Origin of the sequence: Mesorhizobium sp. LHD-90 (assembly GCF_030929505.1) — a bacterium.
Classification (GTDB): domain Bacteria; phylum Pseudomonadota; class Alphaproteobacteria; order Rhizobiales; family Rhizobiaceae; genus Kumtagia.
In genome coordinates, this window is the sequence record NZ_JAVFVV010000002.1 from 188,852 (window position 1) to 208,680 (window position 19,829).

Here is a 19,829-nt window from a genome sequence, read left to right on the forward strand (position 1 = left end):
AGCGGCCCTAAGCCAGGTCGAGCAGCAACGGACAGTGATCCGAGACCTCGGGCTGGCGGATCACGTCGAAGCTCAGAACCCTTATGTCCGGCGTGACGAACATGTAGTCGGCGAAGCGTTCCGGTTTGCGGTAGAGCGATGTCCGTGTGCCGGAGAAGCCGCGCGACGTGACCAGGTCGGTGAGCCCGAACTGGCCCAGAACCCGAAAAATCCCGCCGCCGGGCAGGACGTTGAGATCGCCGCAAACGACCAGCCGCTCGCCGCCTGGCCAGACGGATCGGATTAGGCTCGCGAGGGCAGCCGCCTGTGCGTCGCGCTCCGCATTGTCACCCTTGCCGTCCATGGTGCGCAGCCCGTGCAGATGGGCGATGGTGACGGCGTGGCCGGCAGCGTAGTCGAAGACCCGCAGGCAATGGGCGTTGCGCGGCCGCGGATGGTCGCCGAACGCATGCGGCGAGAACGAGCCGTGCACAAAGCCCGCCGCCTGGCCGATGACAGGCAGGGATTTCCGTAGATAGGTGGCGATGCCGAACTCGACCCAGACCGGGCCGTCGCTGCCGATCAGTTCGCCACGCGACGTCGGAAAGAACGCGGAATCGTGATCCGGCAGAACCGCGGCAATTTCCGCGAACAGGTTGGAGCGCTGCTGAAGCTCGACCGAGCGGTCGCGGTAGATCAGCCAGTCAGGCGTTCGGCCGGGCGCCCGCGGCACTTCCTGAAGGCAGACGACGTCGGCGTCCGCCGTCGCCAGGAAGGGCAGCAAGTCGGCATGCTGCTGCCCGCCCCACGCATTCAGGGACAGGATGCGCATGGGGCGGCGCGCGCGGTGTGCGGCCTTTGCGCTGAGATCAGGCCCTGCGCCGCCGGCGGCCTTCGCCACCCTCGACCGCGCCGCTCTGGTCCGCAGTCTTGTTGCGCAGCGGGCCGATGCGCTCGACGATCTGCGCGACCGTCGGGCGGATTTGGCGCTGGTGCGCGTCGAGCGACTTTCGCATGGCGGCCAGATGCTCGAACGAGGTGCCGCAGCAACCGCCGATGATCTTTGCGCCGGCGTCGACGGCGAGGCGCACATAGTCGGACATCAGTTCCGGCGTGCCGGAGTAGTGTATGTCCGTGCCACGGAATTCCGGGATGCCGCAATTGCCCTTGACGATGATGGTGGCGTCGGGCTTCGCCTCGGTCATGTCGAGCAGCGAGGCAAGGATGTCGGACGCGCCGACGCCGCAGTTGGCGCCGCAGGCAACCGCCGGCTCCACCAGCCCGTCGGCGACGCCGTGGATATGCTTCGGCGCAAGGCCCATCATCGAGCGGCCGGCGGTGTCGAAGGAAAACGTATAGGTGTAAGGCAGGCCGACGTCGATGGCGGCTTGCGCCGCCGCCTTCGCTTCGTCGGGGGCCGACATGGTCTCGATCCAGGCGATCTCGGCGCCGCCGGCCTTCAGACCCTCGATCTGCTCCTTGAACGCGGCAACCGCGTCCTCGTAGGTCAGTGCGCCGAGCGGCACCAGCAGTTCACCGGTCGGGCCGACCGAACCGGCGACGATCACCTTGCGACCGGCCTTGTCGGCGACCGAGCGGGCGATCTCGGCGGCCTTCTTGTTCAATTCATGGACCCGGTCCTGCGCATTGTGCAGCTTCAGCCGGTGGCGCGTGCCGCCGAAGGAATTTGTGAGGATGATGTCGGCGCCGGCCTCGACAAAATTCCGATGCAGCGCCGCGATCTTTTCCGGCGCGTCCTCGTTCCACAGTTCCGGCGCCTCGCCGGAGGCAAGCCCCATGTTGAACAGGTTCGTTCCGGTGGCGCCGTCGGCAAGCAGAATGCCCTTTTCGGCGATGAGGGCGTCGATCGGGTTGGTCATGGGACGGGACTTTTTGTTGGAGCCAGTTGGATAAAGATATAAAGAAGTCTTTATGTCACGTCAACGATCGTATCGTCGCCGACACAGTCGTATTTGCCATGTCTCCCATGGGGCGACGAGCGGGTATTCAAAACCAGGCTCGACAGGCGACTGGGCGTCAGAACCGCATGTCTGCCAGCTTTGCCGCGAAGGCGGACGTCTCGTGCGGGTTGATCTCGGCGCTGCGGATCAGAGTGTCGAAATGCCGGGTCAGGCGCTGCACGGTCGCCGTGGCGTTGAGCACCAGGTACATGTCGCCGGCATAGACGGCCGCCCGGTAGGGGCCGAAGATCGTGTAGGGCACCGAATAGCGCATGCGGCCGTCGTAGAGGAACAAGCGCAGGGCGGGATAGAGGTCGTCGAGCAGCGCCGCCATGTGCTCGAGCTGCTCACGGCGAGCCGCCTCCGGAAAGCCCGACCACACGCCGAGCCCGTGCGCAAAGACTTCCAGCGTGTGGCGTGGCATGCAGACCTCCATGTCGGTCTCCGGCCGCCGGTTGTAGTCGATGCGGTATTGCGTTTCGCCGGCCTGGGCCTCGCGGCTGCGGTTTGAAATCTCCGATTCGTAGTCGATCAGCGCCTCGGTGCGCAGAAGGTCGGGAATGCCGGCTGGCACGTAGCGGATTTTCGTGCCCGCGGCCTCGGCGTGCCAGCGGGCGAGCAGCGTACGGTCGAAACCGTCGGGCGCCTCCTCGATCTCGAGGCTTTCGCGGATTTCGCCGGTCAGCCCCTCGTCGTGGCTGAGCCCCAGCAGCCAGTCGAGCGACACCTTGTGCTCGGCGGCAATCGCCAGCAGCGTCTCGGCGCGGGGCAGGCGGGTGGAGGCGTCCGACAGCATCTGCGACAAAGCCGAGCGGTCGATGCCGATCGAGGCGGCAAAAGCCGACTGGTTTCCGGCAGACCTTTGCAGGAGCGTGCGCAGTCTCTCGCGAAACAGGCTTGAAAGATCGCGTTTGTCCACATCGCCTCCTCGGCGGAAAATTCTACCCATGACTTTGTCCCAGAACCGCGGGGTGGGTATCTGAATCCTCGCAATGTTGACTATCTATAACATCTGGGGCTCAATATGCGCAATCTCAACATCTTCTGCGCATTGTCGCATTGAACGCGGCGCACTCTGCTGACACCATGCTGTCAGGAATCGACAATGGTTCCGACGACTGGGGGCAGTGGCCGATAAATGAAAGCATGTGGGCGCAGGGGGAAGACGGCCCGGTCGCGGGTCGAGTGGCCGACCGTTCTCCTGATCTTCGCGACGTACGGTGCCTGGGCGCTGCTCGGCGGCCTTGTCTGGCCGGCCTATCCCGTCGTCGCGATCGTGGCGCTCGGCTTCGTGCTGGCGCTGCAATCCTCTTTGATGCACGAGGCCTGCCACGGCCATCCGACCCGAAAGGCCTGGGTCAATGAGCTGCTGGTCGGCCTGCCGATCGGACTGGTCTGGCCGTACCGGCGCTTCCGCGCCGTCCATCTGCGTCACCATGCCGATGAAAGTCTGACCGATCCGTTCGACGACCCGGAAAGCTACTACCAGTCGCTGTGGCGGCACGAAACGCTGCCCGAGCCGATGAAACGCCTGCTGGCGATCAACAACACCATGCTCGGCCGCATGCTGCTCAACCCGCTGCTCGGCAGCGTCGGCTTCCTCCTCAACGACCTGCGCGCGATGGTTGCCGGCGACCGCGCTATCCGGGAGGCCTGGCTGCTGCATGGGCTTGGGCTGGCGATCGTGGTGCCGGTCGTGATGTTCGGCTTCGGCATTCCGCTCTGGGCCTATCTCATCGCCGTCTGGTTTGGCCAGTCGCTGATCTCGGTCAGGACCTTTGCCGAACACCAGTGGTCGGAGCGGCCGGACGGGCGCACCATCATCGTCGAGCGCTCGCCCTTCGCCTTCCTGTTCCTCAACAACAACCTGCACCTCGTCCACCACAAGAATCCGACGGTGGCCTGGTACAGGCTGCCAAAAATGTTCCGCGCGCGCCGGGCGGAGTGGGTGGCGATGAATCATGGCTACGTGTTTCCCAACTATCTTGCGCTGCTGAGGAGCTACGCCTTGCGCGCCAAGGAGCCGGTGGTGCATCCGGCGCTTCGGCGCGCGCCGGAAGCGGGTCGCGCCTTCAAGCCGCGCGTGCGCGCGCGCTCGCTGAACGGCATGGGCTCGGTGCCGGTGCCGGCCGAGCCACCGAAGGAGTAGCCGGGCGTTTCCTCGATCGGCGCGTATTCGTTTTGCCGTGTCGACTTTGACTTCCGGCAATTTCCTTTCTAGGTCGTAGGCACCCCCACTCCGGCCCTTCAGGCTACCTCGCCCGCTAAGAGGGGTAGAGGACGCCAAGCTGGATGAGCGCCGGCATCGCGGCGGCGTCTTCCCTCTACCCCAGCAAGGGCGAGAGGTGGCCCGAAGGGCCGGAGTGGGGGTGTAGCATTTCCCGGCACCAGCCCTCGTGTGATTTGCCCGATGAACGACTTCTTCGCTGCCTTGCCGATGTATGACTGGCCCGAGGTCCGCGCCGAGGCCGACGCCGAATGGGCGGCGATCCGCGCGCGGCTGGCCGCGGCTGGATTCGATGCGCCGGAAAGGCTGGTGCGCCGCAACGCCGACATGCCGGCGGTGCCGGGCGGCATCCGCAATGGCGCGGGCAAGGTGATCGCGCCGGATCCCGCCACCTTGTCGCCCGACGGACTGGATTTTCCGACTGTGTGGCGGCATCCGAAACTGTTGTTCGGCCAGGCCTGCTGGGGGCCGCTGGAGGACGGACTGGCGTGCGACGTGCGCGTTGTCGGCCAGCCGGATTATTCTGCCTATGAGGGCGGGGAGGGGGAGTTCTATTCGAGCGCGGTGGTGATGCGACGGGACAGCGGCGAACGTCGGCGCTCCTTCGCACCCCCCTCTGTCCTGCCGGACATCGCCCCCTCAAGGGGGGAGATTGGCAGGTTGGGCGAAATCGCCTCTCTTGCAACGCCGGCGATTGGCGAAATCCGAACGGCCGGCGCAATCTCCCCCCTTGTGGGGGGTCCGAAGGACGGGCGAGACCCGTGGCTCGCCCCGGAGTCCGGCTGGACAGAGGGGGGCAACGTAGGGTGCGACGGCGCCGTTGCATCTCCACCGAGCGGTCGGCCGCGTATTCCCCTCGACCTCATCCGCGGCAGGCGCCTGGCCTTCAACAGCGACGACTCCATGTCCGGCATCATCGCGTTGACCCGCGACCTGACAGCGATGGGCGAAAGCCTCGAGATCTTCTCCGAACGCATCGAAACTGGCGGGCATCGCAATTCGATCGTCGCGGTGGCCGAGGGCAGGGCGGATGTCGCGGCGATCGACTGCCGCAGTTGGGCGCTGGCGCAACGCTTCGAGCCGGCGGCGCGCGAGGTCGCGGCGGTCGGCTGGACGGCAAGGCGAAAAGGTCTGCCCTATATCGCGGCGTTCGGCTCGCCGGTCACGCGCTGGCCGCCCTGACGAGCCTCCTTGCGCGGGCCGCGTGGCTGGGCGCGCGACGTCATTTGTCGATCCGCGCAGCAACCGACACGCGCTTGCTCTCGGGGAAGCGGCTGCGTAGCGCAAGGACCACCAGTATTGTTCGTGGGAACGGCGGCGCGAGTCCTGCGTTGACGCAGTAACGCCATCTCTCGGCAGGAGCGTGCCATGCTCGATTCCACGTGGTGGATGCTGCTCGCCATAGCCGGTCCCGTGCTCCTGGCCGCCGTTGGCCTACACGCTGATCAGGCAGCGCAGGCTGACGCCGGCAGAGCGCAGCGAGTTGTGCGAGGCGGTTGGCGAGTATTACGCCGACACTGAGGAAAACGACGGCTGCCCGGTGCGGGTCGACACCGAAAAGCGCAAGCGCGAGCCCGATCCACGCTCGCGCAGGTTCGGCCGGCTTGCCGGCACTATGCGGTGAGCGACAGCGGATAGCGCGACAGGGTTTCGTTGCCGGTCTCGGTCACCAGCACCTGTTCCTCGATCTTGACGCCCTCGTGGCCGCCGAGGCGGCCGATATAACTCTCCACGCAAACCACCATGCCCGTTTCGAGCACACCGTCGGGTGTGTCGGCCGTCCAGTCGGAAGCGTGCGGCAAGGTCGGGTATTCGTCCGCCAGGCCGACGCCGTGATAGAGAACGCCGTAGCGCGCGGGAAAACAGTCTGGCGGTGGAACCGCCGATTGTTCGACAAGGTCGCGGAAGGAAATCCCTGGTCGGATCAGGGCGATGTTGTGGGCGATCTGGTCAATGGCGATGGAATGCAGGTCGCGTTGTTCGTCGCCCGGCTCGCCGCTCCCGCACAGCCAAGTTCGCGACAGGTCGGCGCAAAACCCGTAGGGGCCGATCAGGTCGGTGTCGAAGGCGACCAGATCGCCTGCTTCGATCCTTCGCGATGAACATTCCTGGAACCACGGATTGGTCCGCGGCCCCGAAGATAGAAGCCTGGTCTCGATCCACTCGCCGCCACGCGCAATATTGCCGCGGTGGAGTTCGGCCCAGAGTTCGCTCTCGGAAATGCCTGGTCTAAGCACTGCCCGCATCCCGGCCATCGCCGTCTCGCAGGAGACGATGGCGCGGCGCATGGCGAGGATTTCGTCGGGTGACTTGATCAGCCGGGCTTCTTCCATGACGGCTTCGCCATTGTGGACCGAGACGCCGAGGCGGGCGAGTTCGGCGACGCCTTCCGGGTTCAGATGATCGACGGCGAGACGGAAATTGCCGCCGCCATGGGTACAGACGAGGTCGGCGATCGGCCCGGCCCAGCGTTTCACCCGCTGGTCGCTGAGTTCGCCGCCGTACAGATACATCCACGAGACGGCCGGCCGCACTTCGTCGACGACGCCGGAATGGTCCGAAAGATGCTCGCAGGAGAAATAGTCGAACAGCACCACCGGGCCGTCCGCTGCGACGAAGCAGTGGCGGGTCGGGTTGTGGGCGACCCAGAGCTGCATGTTGGTGGAGTCGGTGGCGTAGCGGATGTTGACCGGGTCGTAGAGCAGGATGCCGGCATAGTCGCACCGCTTCAGTTCGGTCCGGATACGCTCAAGCCGATATTTTCGCATGGTGGGCAGGTCGGGCGCCGGGATGCCCGCGGCCGCCCATTCGGCTTCGGCGAGGTCGCCATAGCCGAGGACATGCTGGTTGAGCGCCGCGGCTTTCTCCCGCGATGCGGAGCGCAGTGCCGCTTCTTGGCCAGGATTGAACGGTGCGATCTTGCGATGGCGCACTTTACCCTCCCCCTTGTGGGGAGGGTCGCCCGCAGGGCGGGGTGGGGGTCTTTTGAAGCCGCACGAAAATCATTCTACCCCCACCCCGGCCGGCTTTGCCGTCCGACCCTCCCCACAAGGGGGAGGGTAAAGCGCTACCCCCGCATCTTCTCACCCGCCGGATCGAACAGAGGCTCGCGGTTGATACGGGCCGGGCGACGGTGGCCGAGGATCTCGATCTCGAACATCCCTTCGCTCTCGTCCTCGGCGAGCGCGGCCGGCACATATCCCTGCGCCAGCGACTTTTCGACGAAATGCGCGTAGCCGCCCGACGTCACCCAGCCGACCACCGACCACTCGCCATCATGGATGCCGCGCACGGCGGAGGCGCCGGTTGCCGCGGTCGAGCCGCGAACCGGCTTGCCGCTGGCATCGAAACGCGGCGCGCCGAAGTCGTGCGTCTTGCCGACCGTGCCGAAATCCTTGGCCGAAACCTTCGCCCAGATCGGCTCGTCGCCCATGACGTCGGCGTCGAGCGCATCGACGATCAGCGAGACGCGCTTGAGTTTGGGGCCGTCGGCCTTTTCCTTCGCCGCCGCGTCGCGGCCGATGAAATCGTTCTTCTCCAGCCGGATGAAGCGGTCCATCGCCCCTTCGAACGGTCCATAGATTGGCCGCAGCTCGCGGAACCAGGTCGGAAAGTTCTTTTCGAGCCGCATGGACAGCAGGGCGCGCATGCCGAAATCGACGATGCCGAATTCCTGGCCGGCGGTCTTGATCGCGGCGTAGACCAGCCGCTGATAGGCCGGCTGCATCCAGATCTCGTAACCGAGATCGCCGGTGTAGGTGACTCGGTTGACGATTGCTGGCGCGCCGCCGACCGCCATCTCGCGGAAATCCATGAACTTGAAGGATTGCGTCGAGACGTCCTCGTCGACCAGTTTCTGCAGCAGCGCCTGCGCCTTCGGCCCGGCGATGGAGAGGCCGACGAGCGTCTGGTCGAAACGGTGGATTCTGACGCTGCCGTCCTTCGGCAGATGCTTCTCGAACCAGCGCATGTGGTATTTCTGTGCAGCCGACGAGCCGAAGATCATGAAACGCTCTTCGCCAGCGCGCGCTATGGTGAAGTCGCCGATCAGCTTGCCGAATTCGTTTAGCATCGGCGTCAGCACGATGCGGCCCTTTTTCGGCATGCGGTTGGTCATCAGGCGGTTCAAGAAATCCTCGGAACCGCTTCCGCTGACTTCGTATTTGGCGAAGTTGGCGATCTCGGTGACGCCGACCTTTTCGCGCACCGCCCGCACCTCGGCGCCGACCTGCTCGAAATCGTTGGAGCGGTGGAAGGAGACCACGTCCTTCGGCTCGGTGCCCTTCGGTGCGAACCACAGCGGCGTTTCCAGCCCCCAGCTATCGCCCATGACGGCGTTCTGCGCGACCATGATGTCGTACAGCGGAGTTGTTTGTGCCGGCCTCGCGGCCGGGAGTTCTTCATTGGGGAAGCGGATGGAAAAACGGCGCGAATAGTTTTCGCGGACTTTTGCGTTGGTGTAGCGCAGGCTTGCCCATTCGCCCCAGCGCGCCACGTCCATGCCCCAGACATCGAAGCCCGGATCGCCGTTGACCATCCAGTTCGACAGTGCCAGGCCGACGCCGCCACCCTGCGAAAACCCGGCCATGACGCCGCAGGCAACCCAGAAATTGGTCAGGCCTTGCACCGGGCCGACCAGCGGGTTGCCGTCCGGTGCGAAGGTGAAGGGGCCGTTGATGATCTGCTTGATGCCGGCCTTCTCGATGCCCGGAAAATGCTTGAAGCCGATCTCCAGCGACGGCGCGATGCGGTCGAGGTCGGGTGGCAGCAGCTCGTGGCCGAAATCCCAGGGCGTGTTGACCGGCGACCACGGCTTGCAAGCCTTTTCATAGGTGCCGAGCAGGATGCCGTTGCGCTCCTGGCGGGTATAGATCTCGCCCTTGAAGTCGAGCACGCCGACCATCTCGCGGCCGGTCTCCTTGTTGAAGGCCTCGACCTCCGGCATCGGCTCGGTCAAGAGGTACATGTGCTCCATGGCGAGTACGGGCAGCTCGACGCCGACCATGCGGCCAATCTCGCGCGCCCACAGGCCGCCGCAGTTGACGACATGCTCGGCATGCACGACGCCCTGTTCGGTGATGACGTTCCAAGTGCCGTCCGGTTGTTGGGTCAGTTCCTTGACCGGATTGCGCAGCACGATCTCGGCGCCCAGCTTCTTCGCCGCCTTGGAATAGGCGATGGTCGTGCCGGAGGGATCGAGATGGCCCTCGACCGGGTCCCACATGGCGCCGACGAAATTGGTCTCGTCCATCAGCGGGAACATCGCCTTGGCCTCGGATGGCGTGATCAGCTCGGTGTCCATGCCGAGATAGCGGCCTTTCGCATGGGCGAGACGGAGAAAATCCATGCGCTCGGGCGTGTCGGCCATCATCACACCGCCGGTCAGGTGCAGCGAGCACGACTGGCCGGAAATTTCCTCCAACTCCTTGTAGAGCTGCACGGTATAGGCCTGCAGCTTTGCGACGTTGGGATCGCCGTTCAGCGTATGGAAGCCGCCGGCCGCGTGCCAGGACGAGCCGGAAGTGAGCTCGGAGCGCTCGATCAGCATGGTGTCGGTCCAGCCGGCGCGGGCGAGGTGGTAAAGCACCGAGCAGCCGACGACACCGCCGCCGATGACAACCGCTTTGACGTGGGATTTCATAAGGTTGGATCCGTTACTGCAAAGAGTGATCAAAGTCTGTTGAACTCAGGCTGCGGCAATCGCTTCGATCTCCAGCAGCCAGTTTTCGTCGAAAATGCCGGTGATGATTGTGGTGAGCGCGACCTTGCGGCCGCCGAGCGCCTCGTCGCGGGTCGAGCGGTAGTCGGCGATGTATTTGCGGTCCGACAGGAAGATCGTCACCTTGACGAGATTGTCGAGCGTCATGCCGGCTGCGGTAAGCTGGGCGATGACGTTTTTCCACGCGAGCCGCGACTGGTCCGCGAAGTTTTCGGGAATGCTGCCGTCCGTGGTCACGGGGATCTGGCCGGAGATGAACAGGATACGGGAAGCGCCCGACACTTCCATGGCCTGGTGGTAGGTCGGTGCGGTGGGCGCATCCGGAGCGTTGACGGGGCGGAGTTTCATCGGAACGGCAGATTCCTAATCTGTAGGTCAAAAATCTGTCGGCGCGCCGCCTTCGGCGCGGCGCTTTTCGACGAAGGCATCGAGTTCCTCGCGGATGGCCGGGTCCATCCACGGCTCCTCGTAACTCGCCAGCCGCTCCTTCCAGACGCGGTTGGCTTTTTCCATGGCGGTCGGCGAACCCGCTTCCGCCCAGGTCTCGAAGTTGCGCCAGTCGGAGATGACCGGCGAATAAAACGCCGTCTTGTAGCGGTCCTGCGTGTGCTGGGTGCCGAAGAAATGGCCGCCAGGGCCGACTGAGCGGATCGCCTCCACAGCCAACGCATCCTCCGACAGGTCGAGGGGGGTCAAAAATTCCGCCACCATCTGCAGGAGGTCGATGTCCAGGATGGTCTTCTCGTAGGAGCAGCGCAGGCCGCCTTCCAGCCAGCCGGCGCCGTGCAGCATGAAATTGCCGCCCGCCTGGATCGCGCCCCACAGCGAGAACACGCTTTCATAGGCTGCCTGCGCGTCCACCGTGTTGGCGGCGCAGGTGTTGGAGGTGCGGTAGGGTATCCTGTAGCGCCGGGCCAGTTGCCCGCCGACAAGCTGCGCCTTCATGTATTCCGGCGTGCCAAACGCCGGCGCGCCGGATTTCATGTCGACATTGGAGGTGAAGCCGCCGTAACCCACGGGCGCGCCTTTCCTCACCATCTGGGTAAACGCGATGCCGGCCAGCGCCTCGGCGTTCTGCTGCACCAGCGCGCCGGCAATGGTGACAGGCGCCATGGCGCCGGACAGTGTGAAGGGCGTGACGATGACCACCTGGCCGGCGGACGACATCTGGATGATGCCCTCCATCATCGGCACGTCGAGTTTTAGCGGCGAGTTGGTGTTGATGATGGTGTAGACCGACGGCTCCTCCAGCATCTGCTCGTGTGAAATGCCACGGGCGATGCGGGTGATCTCGATGCCGTCGACGTTGCGCTCCTTGCCCAGCGAATAGATGTGAAAGACCTTGTCGGTCAGCGTCGCGAGGTCACGGATGCATTCGAGGTGGCGCACCGAGGGATGAATGTCGATTGGCTCGACCGGATAGCCGCCGGTGGTATTCAATATGTTGTGCATCTGCGCCAGCCGCAGGAAATTGCGGAAATCGCGCTGGTTGCCGGGTCGGCGGCCGCCGTCGAGGTCGGAGCAATTGGGCGCCGAGGCCATCTGCGACAGGACGAGGTTGTTGCCTCCGAAGCGCACATTATGCGCCGGGTTGCGGGCGTGGATGGTGAACTCGGACGGCGCGTGCGCGACCAGTTCCAGGATCATGTCAGCATCGAACCGCACCCGCTCGCTGCCTTCGCGCACGTCGGCGCCATGCTCCTTCATGATCTTTCGCGCGCCGTCATGCAGAACGTCGACGCCGATCTCCTTCAGCACGCGCAGCGAGGCGAGATGGATTGATTCCAGCTCGTCGTCGGAGATCAGTTTTGTCGGCTGGAAGGGAATCTTGAGCTGCCGGAACGGCGGCTGCTCGAAGGCGGCGCTGCCGCCGGCGCGTTTTCCGGCCCGTCCGCCGCGGCGGGTGCGTTCCGTGGCGAGGATCGGCTCGGCAGGCTGGACGGCGGCATTCATGCGGGCACTCGCAAACGAAAGGCAGGATTGAGGTCGCATATTGCCGCTTGCGCAAGCCAGCGACAGCGGGGCCAGCGACTCCCAGCAATGGGGAAGCGACATGCGCCGGGTAAGTCGCCTTCAGGTGCCGGAGCGGTTGATGATGTTGGCCTGGTCGCGGGTGATAGTCGTGCCGGTTCGAAGATAGCCGGGTGCGCTGAGGTGCGCTGCCTTGGTACTGTGGCCGAGGCGGAGCAGATGGATCGTCTCATGCGCCAGCACCTCCGAGGCGTCGTGCCGCGTGTCATCCTCGATGATGCAGTTGAGTTCCCACCAGCGGGTGGCGGCGTCGGTGCGGTCGGCCCGCGGCGTCGCGTCGTCCTCGAATTCCCTGACGAAAAAGACGTTGAAGTCGGCGGACGGATCGGCGTTCCGGGTGACGATCTCCCACTCGTCGCGCTTCCAGGGTTTGTCCAGGTCGCTGGCGTCGTGGACCACTTTGCCGAGGCGCTGGCGCATGTTGAGGATTTTTGCACTCGTGGATTCGAGTTTGACATTGGCCTGGGGCGTCAGCACGTCATTGGCACCCTGGATCATGCCCTCCAGATCGGAGATGCGGCGCGCGGTCGTCTGGCGGCGGCCCGCCTCGACATAGTGGAAGGCGGTACCGACTACCTTCTGCGCCTTGACGCTGACCTCGAGCGTCCCCTCCGATGCAAACGGATCGGACAGGCTCGTTCCCGGCGGAGCCCAGTCGATAAAGGCCTTTCCCGCGCGAATGCCCTTCAGCTTGAGCAGGCTGTAGGTCGCGGCAAAGGATTCCGTCACCGTGAGCGAGGCAGCGGAACCCGAAGGGATATGCAGGCGCGGGATGAGGCCGAAAGTTCCCGAAACCATGAGAAAGCGCATCCCGCCGACAGGCACCATCTGCCAGGGAGGCGACACGCCAGCATCGAAACCCCAATGACCCGGGAACCGCGCGTATGAGATTGCCATGGCCTCGCCTCCGGCGGCCGTCGGTCGGAGCCTTGAATCTCCGGGCGCATCGGCACTTCCGCCGGAGCCTCACTCGCTTGGCCCGCGGTGCGGAAACATCGGACAATATTAACGCTGCGCGGTAACGACACGATTGCAGCGGGTGCCGTTTCGGTATCAAAGCCGACACAAAGGCCGGACATGCTGGGTAATATGAAATGCGTAACAAGACATCCGATGGAAATTACGACGTCGCCGTTATCGGCCTCGGCGCCATGGGCAGCGCTGCGCTGTTCCACCTGGCGCGGCGCGGCGTAAAGGCCGTCGGCATCGAGCAGTTCCAGCCCGGCCACGACCGCGGCTCGTCGCATGGCGAATCGCGGGCGATCCGGCTGGGTTATTTCGAGCATCCGTCCTATGTGCCGCTGGTGCGCCGCGCCTATGAGAACTGGCGCGAGCTCGAGCAGTTGACCGGCGAGACGGTGCTGACCGTCACCGGCATCCTGGAAGCCGGCAAACCTGGCGGCATCTTGGTCTCAGGCTCGCTCGAAGCCTGCCGGCTGCACGGGCTCGACCACGAATTGCTCGATCCGGCCGAAGTCGCGCGCCGCTTTCCCGCCATCCGGTTGCCCAACGACTATTCGGCCATGTTCCAGCCGCAGGGCGGCTTCGTGCGCCCGGATCTCGCCAACGCGCTGCATCTCGGCCTGGCGACGAAGGCCGGCGCGACGATCCTTGCGGACACCAAGGTCTTGGCGATCGAGCCGCGCGGGGCGGGGGTGCGCGTGGTGCTCGCCGACCGTGCCATCGAAGTGGGTTCGGTCGTCGTCGCGACCGGCCCGTGGATCACGGAACTTGTGCCGGAACTCAGGCCGCGGCTGTTCCTGAACCGCATGGTGCTCACCTGGTACGAACCGAAGCGACCCGAGTTGTTCGGGCTCGGAGCGCTTCCGGTGTTCGCCATCGAAGGGGAAGACGACTTTGCCTACGGCTTCCCGGATTTTGCCGGCCTCGGCTTCAAATGCGCCTCGCATTTCGGCAGTGGCCGGCTGGCAACAGCCGACGACGCGCGCCAGGACGCAGGTCCCGCTGACGAGGCGCGAACGCGGCGGTTTCTGGAACGATATCTTCCGGACGGGGCGGGGCGGCTGAAAGCGATGAAGACCTGCATATATACGATGACGCCCGACGAAGATTTTGTCATCGACACGCTGCCAGACGATCCGCGCATCGTCGTAGCGTCGCCTTGTTCCGGCCACGGGTTCAAATTCGCCAGCGTCGTGGGCGAGGTCGTGGCTGATCTCGCCACGACGGGGGAGACGACGCGCGACATCGGCCGGTTTCGGATGGGGCGGTGGGGCAGTGCCACCGCTTACCCTCCCCCTTGAGGGGAGGGTCGCGGAGCAATGAGCTCGGAACGAGCGGATTGCGAGGCGGGGTGGGGTCCGTGCTGAGGCGCCATCCTGAGGTGATCCCACCCCGCCTCGCGGCCTTCGCTTCGCTCCGACCGCTCGGCGATCCTCCCCTCAAGGGGGAGGGTGAGCGTCGGCGCTTGGCGGAGCGAAATCGTTCGCCTGCCGCAGTGACCTTCATGGCGCGGCGTGGCATGGCGGAGCAGCGATTTCCAGGGATGCCGCCGAATTCATGACTGCCGCGCCGCCTCAGACCGAAAATCCCGAAATGCCGGTGGCGGCCATCGCCGGCATCATCGCCACCGTCGCGGTGTTTGCCATCAGTCAGGGACTAAGCTATCCGCTGCTCAGCTTCATCCTGCAGCGGCAGGGTGTGTCGCCAGCCCTTATCGGCATGTCGGCGGCGATGACGCCGCTGGGGTTCATCCTGTCGTCCTTCTTCATTCCGGCGATGTCCCGCCATGTCGGCTCGGGCCGGCTGGCGGTTTTCTGCGCGCTGTCGGCCGCCGTGTTGCTCGTGGCGATCGCCTGGCGGCAGGATGCGCTGTGGTGGTTTCCGCTGCGCTTCCTGTTGGGTTTCGCGGCCAATCCGCTCTACGTGATCAGCGAAACCTGGATGATCGCCATGGCGCCCGCCGAAAGACGCGGCCGGCTGATGGGCGTCTACGCCTCGATCGTGTCGGCTGGCTTCGCGCTCGGGCCGGTGACGCTGGCGATCGTTGGCACCGAGGGCTGGGCGCCCTTCCTTGTCGGCGTCGCCGCTTTTCTGCTGTGCGCACTGATCCTGCTTTTGGCGCTGCCGCGCCTGCCGGAAATGCAGGACGAAAAGCCGCCGACCTCTGTCGCGGGTTTCGTACTGGTGGCGCCGCTGCTGCTGTTCGCCGTGTTCACGGCGGCGGCCTTCGAGCAGGCGCTGCTGGCGCTGTTTTCCGTCTATGGCGAAGCGCATGGCAGTTCGGAAACGCGCATCGCCACGCTGCTTGCCGTCTTCATCGCCGGCAATGTGGCGCTGCAGATTCCGCTCGGGGCGCTGGCCGAGCGCGTCGGCGCGATAAAGGTCATGCTGCTCTGCGCCGTGGTGGCCGTCGGCGGCTGTGCGCTTCTGCCGATGCTGCTTGCCTCGTCCTTGATCTGGCCGGTCGCCTTCGTCTGGGGCGCGGTCGCCTTCGGCATCTACACGATGGGCCTGATCATGCTCGGCGAGCGTTTTTCGGGGCCGATGCTGATGACCGGCAACGCCGCCTTCGCGCTCGTCTGGGGCCTTGGCGGTATTGCCGGCCCGCCGGTCACTGGGGCGATCATGGATCTGATCGGGGTCGAGGGTCTGCCTTTGGCGCTCGGGCTGCTGTGCGGATCGCTTGTTGTCTGCATCCTGGCGGGTCTCGCCCTGCCGAAGCGGGGAGCAAGCGCGTGACCGGACAGCCCGGCGACGGGTCACGCGTGAACTGGGCAGGGCTCGCGGGCGTCACCGCGGCGCTCGCCGCGTTCGGTGCGGCGCAGGGACTGAGCTATCCGCTGTTCACCATCCTGATGCAACGGCAGGGCATCTCGTCATCGCTGATCGGCCTGTCGGCGGCGATGATGCCGCTCGGCCTGATCCTGTCGGCCTCGCTGGTGCCGGCGGCGGTGGGGCGCTTCGGGGCGCGCAATCTCGCGGTCGGTTGCGCCATTTCGGGCGGCCTCTGCCTGTTGGCGGTCGGTGCGCTGCAGAACGAGTTCGCCTGGTTTGTCATCCGCTTCCTGATCGGCTTCGTCATCAATCCGCTCTATGTGCTGGGTGAGGTGTGGGCGCTGTCGCTGGCGCCGCCGGCGCAGCGCGGCCGCGTCATGGGCGTGTTCAACGCCGTGATGGGCGCCGGCTACGCCCTCGGCCCGCTGGCCTTGACCGTGGTCGGCGCCGACGGTTGGCCGCCGTTCCTCGTCGGTGTCGCCGCCTTCGCCGCCTGCGCGGCGGTGTTAGCCATGGTGTCGTCGCGGCTCACCGGATTTGAAAAGGACGGGGAGCTTTCCGGCGGCCTGCCGTTCTTCGTGCGCGCCGCGCCGGCGCTGCTGCTGGCTGTTCTCGTTGCGGCGGCGGCCCAGCAAAGCACCTATTCGCTGATGCCTGTGTTCGGCGCCTCCTTCGGCCTGGCCGAGGCGACGCTGGCTGCGCTGATCACCGCGCTGTCGTTCGGCAACATCGTGCTGCAGGTGCCGCTCGGGCTTGCCGCCGAGAAAGCGGGCGCGCGTTTCATGATCGTCTTCTGCGCGCTGGCGACGGCGTGCTGCGCACTGCTGCTCGGGCCGCTGATCCACACGCTGTTCGTCTGGCCGCTGCTGGTGGTGATGGGTGGCGTCGGCTACGGCGTCTACACGATGGCGCTGGTCGAACTCGGCAACCGCTTCAAGGGATCGGCGCTGGTGGCCGGCAATGCCGCCTTCGCGCTCCTGTGGGGTGTCGGCGGCATCGTCGGGCCGCCGAGCGCGGGCGGACTTATGCAGGCGATCGGGCCCTACGGCCTGCCGGCGGTGATCGCCGGCCTGACCGGGTTTCTGGCCGCCTTCGCGCTCTACCGGTCGGCGCGCCGCCGCTGGACTTGAACGTGCCGGTTCGGCTCGGCTACAGTCCCGCCATGATCCACGCCCGGCAGGACAGAGACCGTCATGCCTCGACGCCGTCGAGCCGGACGATCCATGCCGAGTTGCTCAGGCTCTGCGCCCGCATCGGCTATTCGCCCCACGCCCTCCGTCGCTGAATTCGTCCCGGCGGTTGCCGGATAAATTCAAGGATTGGAGACAAGCCAATGACTTACCAGAACTATTCGCTGAAGCAGTTGCAGCAGATCGACGCCGCGCACCATCTGCATCCGTTTACCGACCACAAGGAACTGCGCAGCGCCGGCAGCCGCATGATCGTGCGTGCCGACGGGCCGTTCATCTACGATTCAGAAGGCAACGAGATTTTGGACGGCATGGCCGGCCTGTGGTGTGTCAATGTCGGCTACGGCCGCGAGGAACTGGCGGAAGCCGCTTACAGGCAGATGAAGGAGCTGCCCTATTACAACGCCTTCTTCCGCTGCTCGACGCCGACGCCGATCCTGCTCGCCAAAAAAATCGCCGAACTCGCGCCGAAGGGCGTCAACCAGGTGTTCTTCGGCTCGTCCGGTTCGGAATCCAACGACACGGCGCTGCGCATCGTACGCCACTACTGGGCACTGGAGGGCAAGCCGGAAAAGAACCGCATCATCTCCCGGAAAAGCGCCTATCATGGCTCGACCATCGCCGGCACGTCGCTGGGCGGCATGGATCTGATGCACGGGCAGCTTGGCGGCGCGGTGCCCAACATCGTGCACGTGATGATGCCCTATTCGTTCGAGCTTTCGCTGCCCGGCGAGAGCGACCACGAGTTCGGCCTGCGGGCCGCGAAGGCGGTCGAGGACGCAATCCTCGAAGCCGGGGCCGACAAGGTGGCGGCCTTCATCGGCGAGCCGGTGATGGGCGCTGGCGGCGTAAAAATCCCACCGGCGAGCTATTGGCCGGAGGTGCAGCGCATCTGCCGCAAATACGACGTGCTCTTGATGCTCGACGAGGTGATCACCGGCTATGGGCGCACCGGCAACTGGTTCGCCGCCGAGACCTACGGCATCGAGCCGGACACCATCACCACCGCCAAGGCGCTGACCTCCGGCTACCTGCCGCTGTCGGCGCTGCTGGTCGGCGACCGCATCGCGCACACGCTGGAGGAAAAGGGCGGCGAGTTCCATCACGGCTACACCTATTCCGGCCATCCGGTCGCCTGCGCGGTCGGTCTCGCCAATCTCGAGATCATCGAAAAGGAGGGACTGGTCGAGCGGGTGCGCGACGACACCGGGCCGTATTTCGCGAAAATGCTCAAGGAGCGGGTGGCCGGCCATCCGCTGGTCGGCGAGGTGCGTAGCGTCGGCCTGATGGGCGCCATCGAGATCGTCAAGGACAGAGCGACTCGCGAGCGCTATCTGCCGGCCGGCAGCGCCGCGGTCATGGTGCGCGACCACGCGGTCAATTCCGGCCTGATGATGAGGGCGACCGGCGACACCATGATCCTGTCGCCGCCGATCATGTGGACGCGCGACACCGTCGATCTCGCCGGCGAGCGCATTGTCAAGGCGCTGGACATGGCGCTGGCCGACCTGCGCAAGCGGGACTGAACGGCCGCACGGCTTGAAATCTCCAGGGGCGGAGCGGCGGCTCCGCCCCAACTATTTCCAAACCGGAGGGAAATGAATGTCGGGCAAGGCGCTGGTGGGATTGGTCGAATACGAGATGGCAAGCGCCGAGGTGCGCGCCGTCTACGACGACATCATGGAAACGCGGAAGTCCGACTGGATCAACAATTTCTGGAAGGTGCTGGCGCACGATCCGGTGCTGCTGAAGCGCACCTGGGAATCGATCAAGCAGGTGATGGCGCCGGGTGCGCTCGACCCGCTGACCAAGGAACTGATCTACATCGCCGTGTCGGCGACCAATGGCTGCGAATACTGCACCTATTCGCACACCGCCTCGGCGCGCGCCAAAGGCATGACGGAAGAGCAGTTCATGGAATTGCTGTCGGTGGTTGGCATGGCCAAAGAAACCAACCGCCTGGCCAATGCGTTGCGGCCTCCGGTCGATGTGCAGTTCCAGCCAAATGATTGAGTGAGCCGGACGTTCGACATCGAAAAATTGAGGGACGCCGATTGATGGCCAAACGCAGCACGAAACGTCTTCACGGCGCGACCACGCTGGCATCCGACCTGATGCTGGCGCCGATGGTGATGTGGATGCGGCTGCCGCTGCTCGCCGCCGAGGCGAAGGCAGGTCCCGCCGGCGTCGAGACCATGCGGGCCGTTACCGAGAAAAGCCTGGCAGTGGCGCAGGGCGTGGCCGCGGCACAGGTCTCGATGGCTGGCGCGGCCATGCGGTTCTGGCCGGAACTGTTATCGGGGCGCACGCCCTCGATGCTGACCGGCGTGGCAGCCGAGCAGGCGCTGCACGCGGCGCTCAAGCCGATCGGCACGAAGGTGAAGGCCAACTATCGCAGGCTCAGCGCGCGCTCGCGGGACGCATAGATACGTCCGCGCCCGATCTGCCGGATCGAATTTCTACCGAAGAGGTTTGACCCTCAAGGATCAGGCGCCCGATACTTCCTTGACGGCGTTGAGCACGCTCATCTCGGAGTTCTCCTGGCAGTAGGTGACCGTGTCGCTCACCGTCTTCCCGAGCACGTCCGGGTCCATGGAAAGCTCCTCGGCGGTGCCGGCCGTGTAGCCCGCGACCCAGGTCAGGATGAAGGAAACCTCGTCGGGTTTCATGCTCAACAGTTGCGCGCAGGTGATGGTCGACATGTCGACCGGCTCCGACGAAGCAGGCGTGGCGAGGCTCGCGACGGCCAACAGGCCGAGCGGCGCAAGGCGCAGGAATTTCATCGATAGTTCCCCCAGAGACAACGCGTAGTTGCGTCGCCGCTGTTCATAGCGCAGCGGAAGCCCGCTGGAAATCGGTCGCGGAGCAGGGGTGAGGGATATCAACGAATATCGTGGTTAACAAACCGGCCAAAGCCAAAACCGCGCCTTTCGGTGAGCGAAAGGGCGCGGTCTTGCCAAGGTCACGCATGGCCTTCGCGACGC

At 65.2% G+C, this 19,829-nt stretch carries 18 protein-coding genes; 9 read left to right on the forward strand and 9 right to left on the reverse strand.

The genetic code is table 11. From position 1 onward, the window contains the following. Positions 1 to 7: 7 nt before the first annotated feature. The 3 genes from RB623_RS03100 to RB623_RS03110 all read right to left on the reverse strand — a co-directional run bounded on the left by RB623_RS03100 (position 8) and on the right by RB623_RS03110 (position 2,859). Complete coding sequence (locus RB623_RS03100) at positions 8 to 811, reverse strand: endonuclease/exonuclease/phosphatase family protein (protein ID WP_308055286.1); 804 nt, start codon at positions 809 to 811, stop codon at positions 8 to 10. A gap of 37 nt (positions 812 to 848) precedes the next feature. After that, positions 849 to 1,859: a betaine--homocysteine S-methyltransferase gene (bmt, locus tag RB623_RS03105; RefSeq protein WP_308055287.1), complete on the reverse strand. Its 1,011-nt coding sequence runs from the start codon at positions 1,857 to 1,859 to the stop codon at positions 849 to 851. A 157-nt stretch (positions 1,860 to 2,016) separates the two neighbouring features. Further along, a complete protein-coding gene (locus tag RB623_RS03110) occupies positions 2,017 to 2,859 on the reverse strand; it encodes a helix-turn-helix transcriptional regulator (RefSeq protein WP_308055288.1) in 843 nt (280 codons plus the stop codon). 219 nt (positions 2,860 to 3,078) lie between these two features. Here RB623_RS03110 and RB623_RS03115 point away from each other — a divergent pair, with 219 nt between their 5' ends. The 3 genes from RB623_RS03115 (at position 3,079) to RB623_RS03125 (ending at position 5,791) form a co-directional block, all read left to right on the forward strand. Beyond that, positions 3,079 to 4,089: a fatty acid desaturase gene (locus RB623_RS03115; RefSeq protein WP_308055289.1), complete on the forward strand. Its 1,011-nt coding sequence runs from the start codon at positions 3,079 to 3,081 to the stop codon at positions 4,087 to 4,089. 261 nt (positions 4,090 to 4,350) lie between these two features. Next, on the forward strand, positions 4,351 to 5,349 hold the full coding sequence (locus tag RB623_RS03120; protein WP_308055290.1) for a PhnD/SsuA/transferrin family substrate-binding protein: 999 nt from the start codon (positions 4,351 to 4,353) through the stop codon (positions 5,347 to 5,349). A 247-nt stretch (positions 5,350 to 5,596) separates the two neighbouring features. Next, on the forward strand, positions 5,597 to 5,791 hold the full coding sequence (locus RB623_RS03125) for a hypothetical protein (protein ID WP_308055291.1): 195 nt from the start codon (positions 5,597 to 5,599) through the stop codon (positions 5,789 to 5,791). Here the strand turns inward: RB623_RS03125 and RB623_RS03130 are convergent. The 5 genes from RB623_RS03130 to RB623_RS03150 form a co-directional block, all read right to left on the reverse strand. Further along, a complete protein-coding gene (locus RB623_RS03130) occupies positions 5,781 to 7,100 on the reverse strand; it encodes a Xaa-Pro peptidase family protein (protein ID WP_308055292.1) in 1,320 nt (439 codons plus the stop codon). The two genes, RB623_RS03125 and RB623_RS03130, sit on opposite strands and share 11 nt — an antisense overlap. A gap of 134 nt (positions 7,101 to 7,234) precedes the next feature. Beyond that, entirely contained in the window at positions 7,235 to 9,808 is a 2,574-nt protein-coding gene (locus tag RB623_RS03135; RefSeq protein ID WP_308055293.1) for an FAD-dependent oxidoreductase, read from the reverse strand. A 45-nt stretch (positions 9,809 to 9,853) separates the two neighbouring features. Further along, positions 9,854 to 10,234, reverse strand: coding sequence for a RidA family protein (locus tag RB623_RS03140; RefSeq protein WP_308055294.1), 381 nt, complete (start codon positions 10,232 to 10,234; stop codon positions 9,854 to 9,856). A 27-nt stretch (positions 10,235 to 10,261) separates the two neighbouring features. After that, positions 10,262 to 11,839: a trimethylamine methyltransferase family protein gene (locus tag RB623_RS03145; RefSeq protein WP_308055295.1), complete on the reverse strand. Its 1,578-nt coding sequence runs from the start codon at positions 11,837 to 11,839 to the stop codon at positions 10,262 to 10,264. A 120-nt stretch (positions 11,840 to 11,959) separates the two neighbouring features. Then, complete coding sequence (locus RB623_RS03150; RefSeq protein ID WP_308055296.1) at positions 11,960 to 12,814, reverse strand: hypothetical protein; 855 nt, start codon at positions 12,812 to 12,814, stop codon at positions 11,960 to 11,962. 197 nt (positions 12,815 to 13,011) lie between these two features. Here RB623_RS03150 and solA point away from each other — a divergent pair, with 197 nt between their 5' ends. The 6 genes from solA to RB623_RS03180 all read left to right on the forward strand — a co-directional run bounded on the left by solA (position 13,012) and on the right by RB623_RS03180 (position 19,271). After that, a complete protein-coding gene (gene solA / locus RB623_RS03155; protein WP_308055297.1) occupies positions 13,012 to 14,181 on the forward strand; it encodes an N-methyl-L-tryptophan oxidase in 1,170 nt (389 codons plus the stop codon). Between the two features lie 256 nt (positions 14,182 to 14,437). Then, positions 14,438 to 15,619 (forward strand): MFS transporter, encoded by a 1,182-nt coding sequence (locus RB623_RS03160; RefSeq protein WP_308055298.1) that lies wholly within the window; start codon positions 14,438 to 14,440, stop codon positions 15,617 to 15,619. After that, positions 15,616 to 16,785, forward strand: coding sequence for an MFS transporter (locus RB623_RS03165; protein ID WP_308055299.1), 1,170 nt, complete (start codon positions 15,616 to 15,618; stop codon positions 16,783 to 16,785). The genes RB623_RS03160 and RB623_RS03165 overlap by 4 nt, the downstream gene beginning before the upstream one ends. Before the next feature lie 203 nt (positions 16,786 to 16,988). Continuing rightward, the gene (locus RB623_RS03170; protein ID WP_308055300.1) at positions 16,989 to 18,371 is read left to right on the forward strand and encodes an aspartate aminotransferase family protein; all 1,383 of its coding nucleotides are present in this window, start codon (positions 16,989 to 16,991) and stop codon (positions 18,369 to 18,371) included. A 76-nt stretch (positions 18,372 to 18,447) separates the two neighbouring features. Next, complete coding sequence (locus RB623_RS03175) at positions 18,448 to 18,858, forward strand: carboxymuconolactone decarboxylase family protein (protein WP_308055301.1); 411 nt, start codon at positions 18,448 to 18,450, stop codon at positions 18,856 to 18,858. A gap of 44 nt (positions 18,859 to 18,902) precedes the next feature. Next, positions 18,903 to 19,271 carry a hypothetical protein gene (locus tag RB623_RS03180; RefSeq protein WP_308055302.1) on the forward strand — a complete coding sequence of 123 codons (369 nt, stop codon included), beginning with the start codon at positions 18,903 to 18,905 and terminating at the stop codon, positions 19,269 to 19,271. A gap of 60 nt (positions 19,272 to 19,331) precedes the next feature. Here RB623_RS03180 and RB623_RS03185 read toward each other — a convergent pair whose 3' ends face one another. Then, the gene (locus RB623_RS03185; protein ID WP_308055303.1) at positions 19,332 to 19,628 is read right to left on the reverse strand and encodes an HdeA/HdeB family chaperone; all 297 of its coding nucleotides are present in this window, start codon (positions 19,626 to 19,628) and stop codon (positions 19,332 to 19,334) included. Positions 19,629 to 19,829 lie beyond the last annotated feature (201 nt).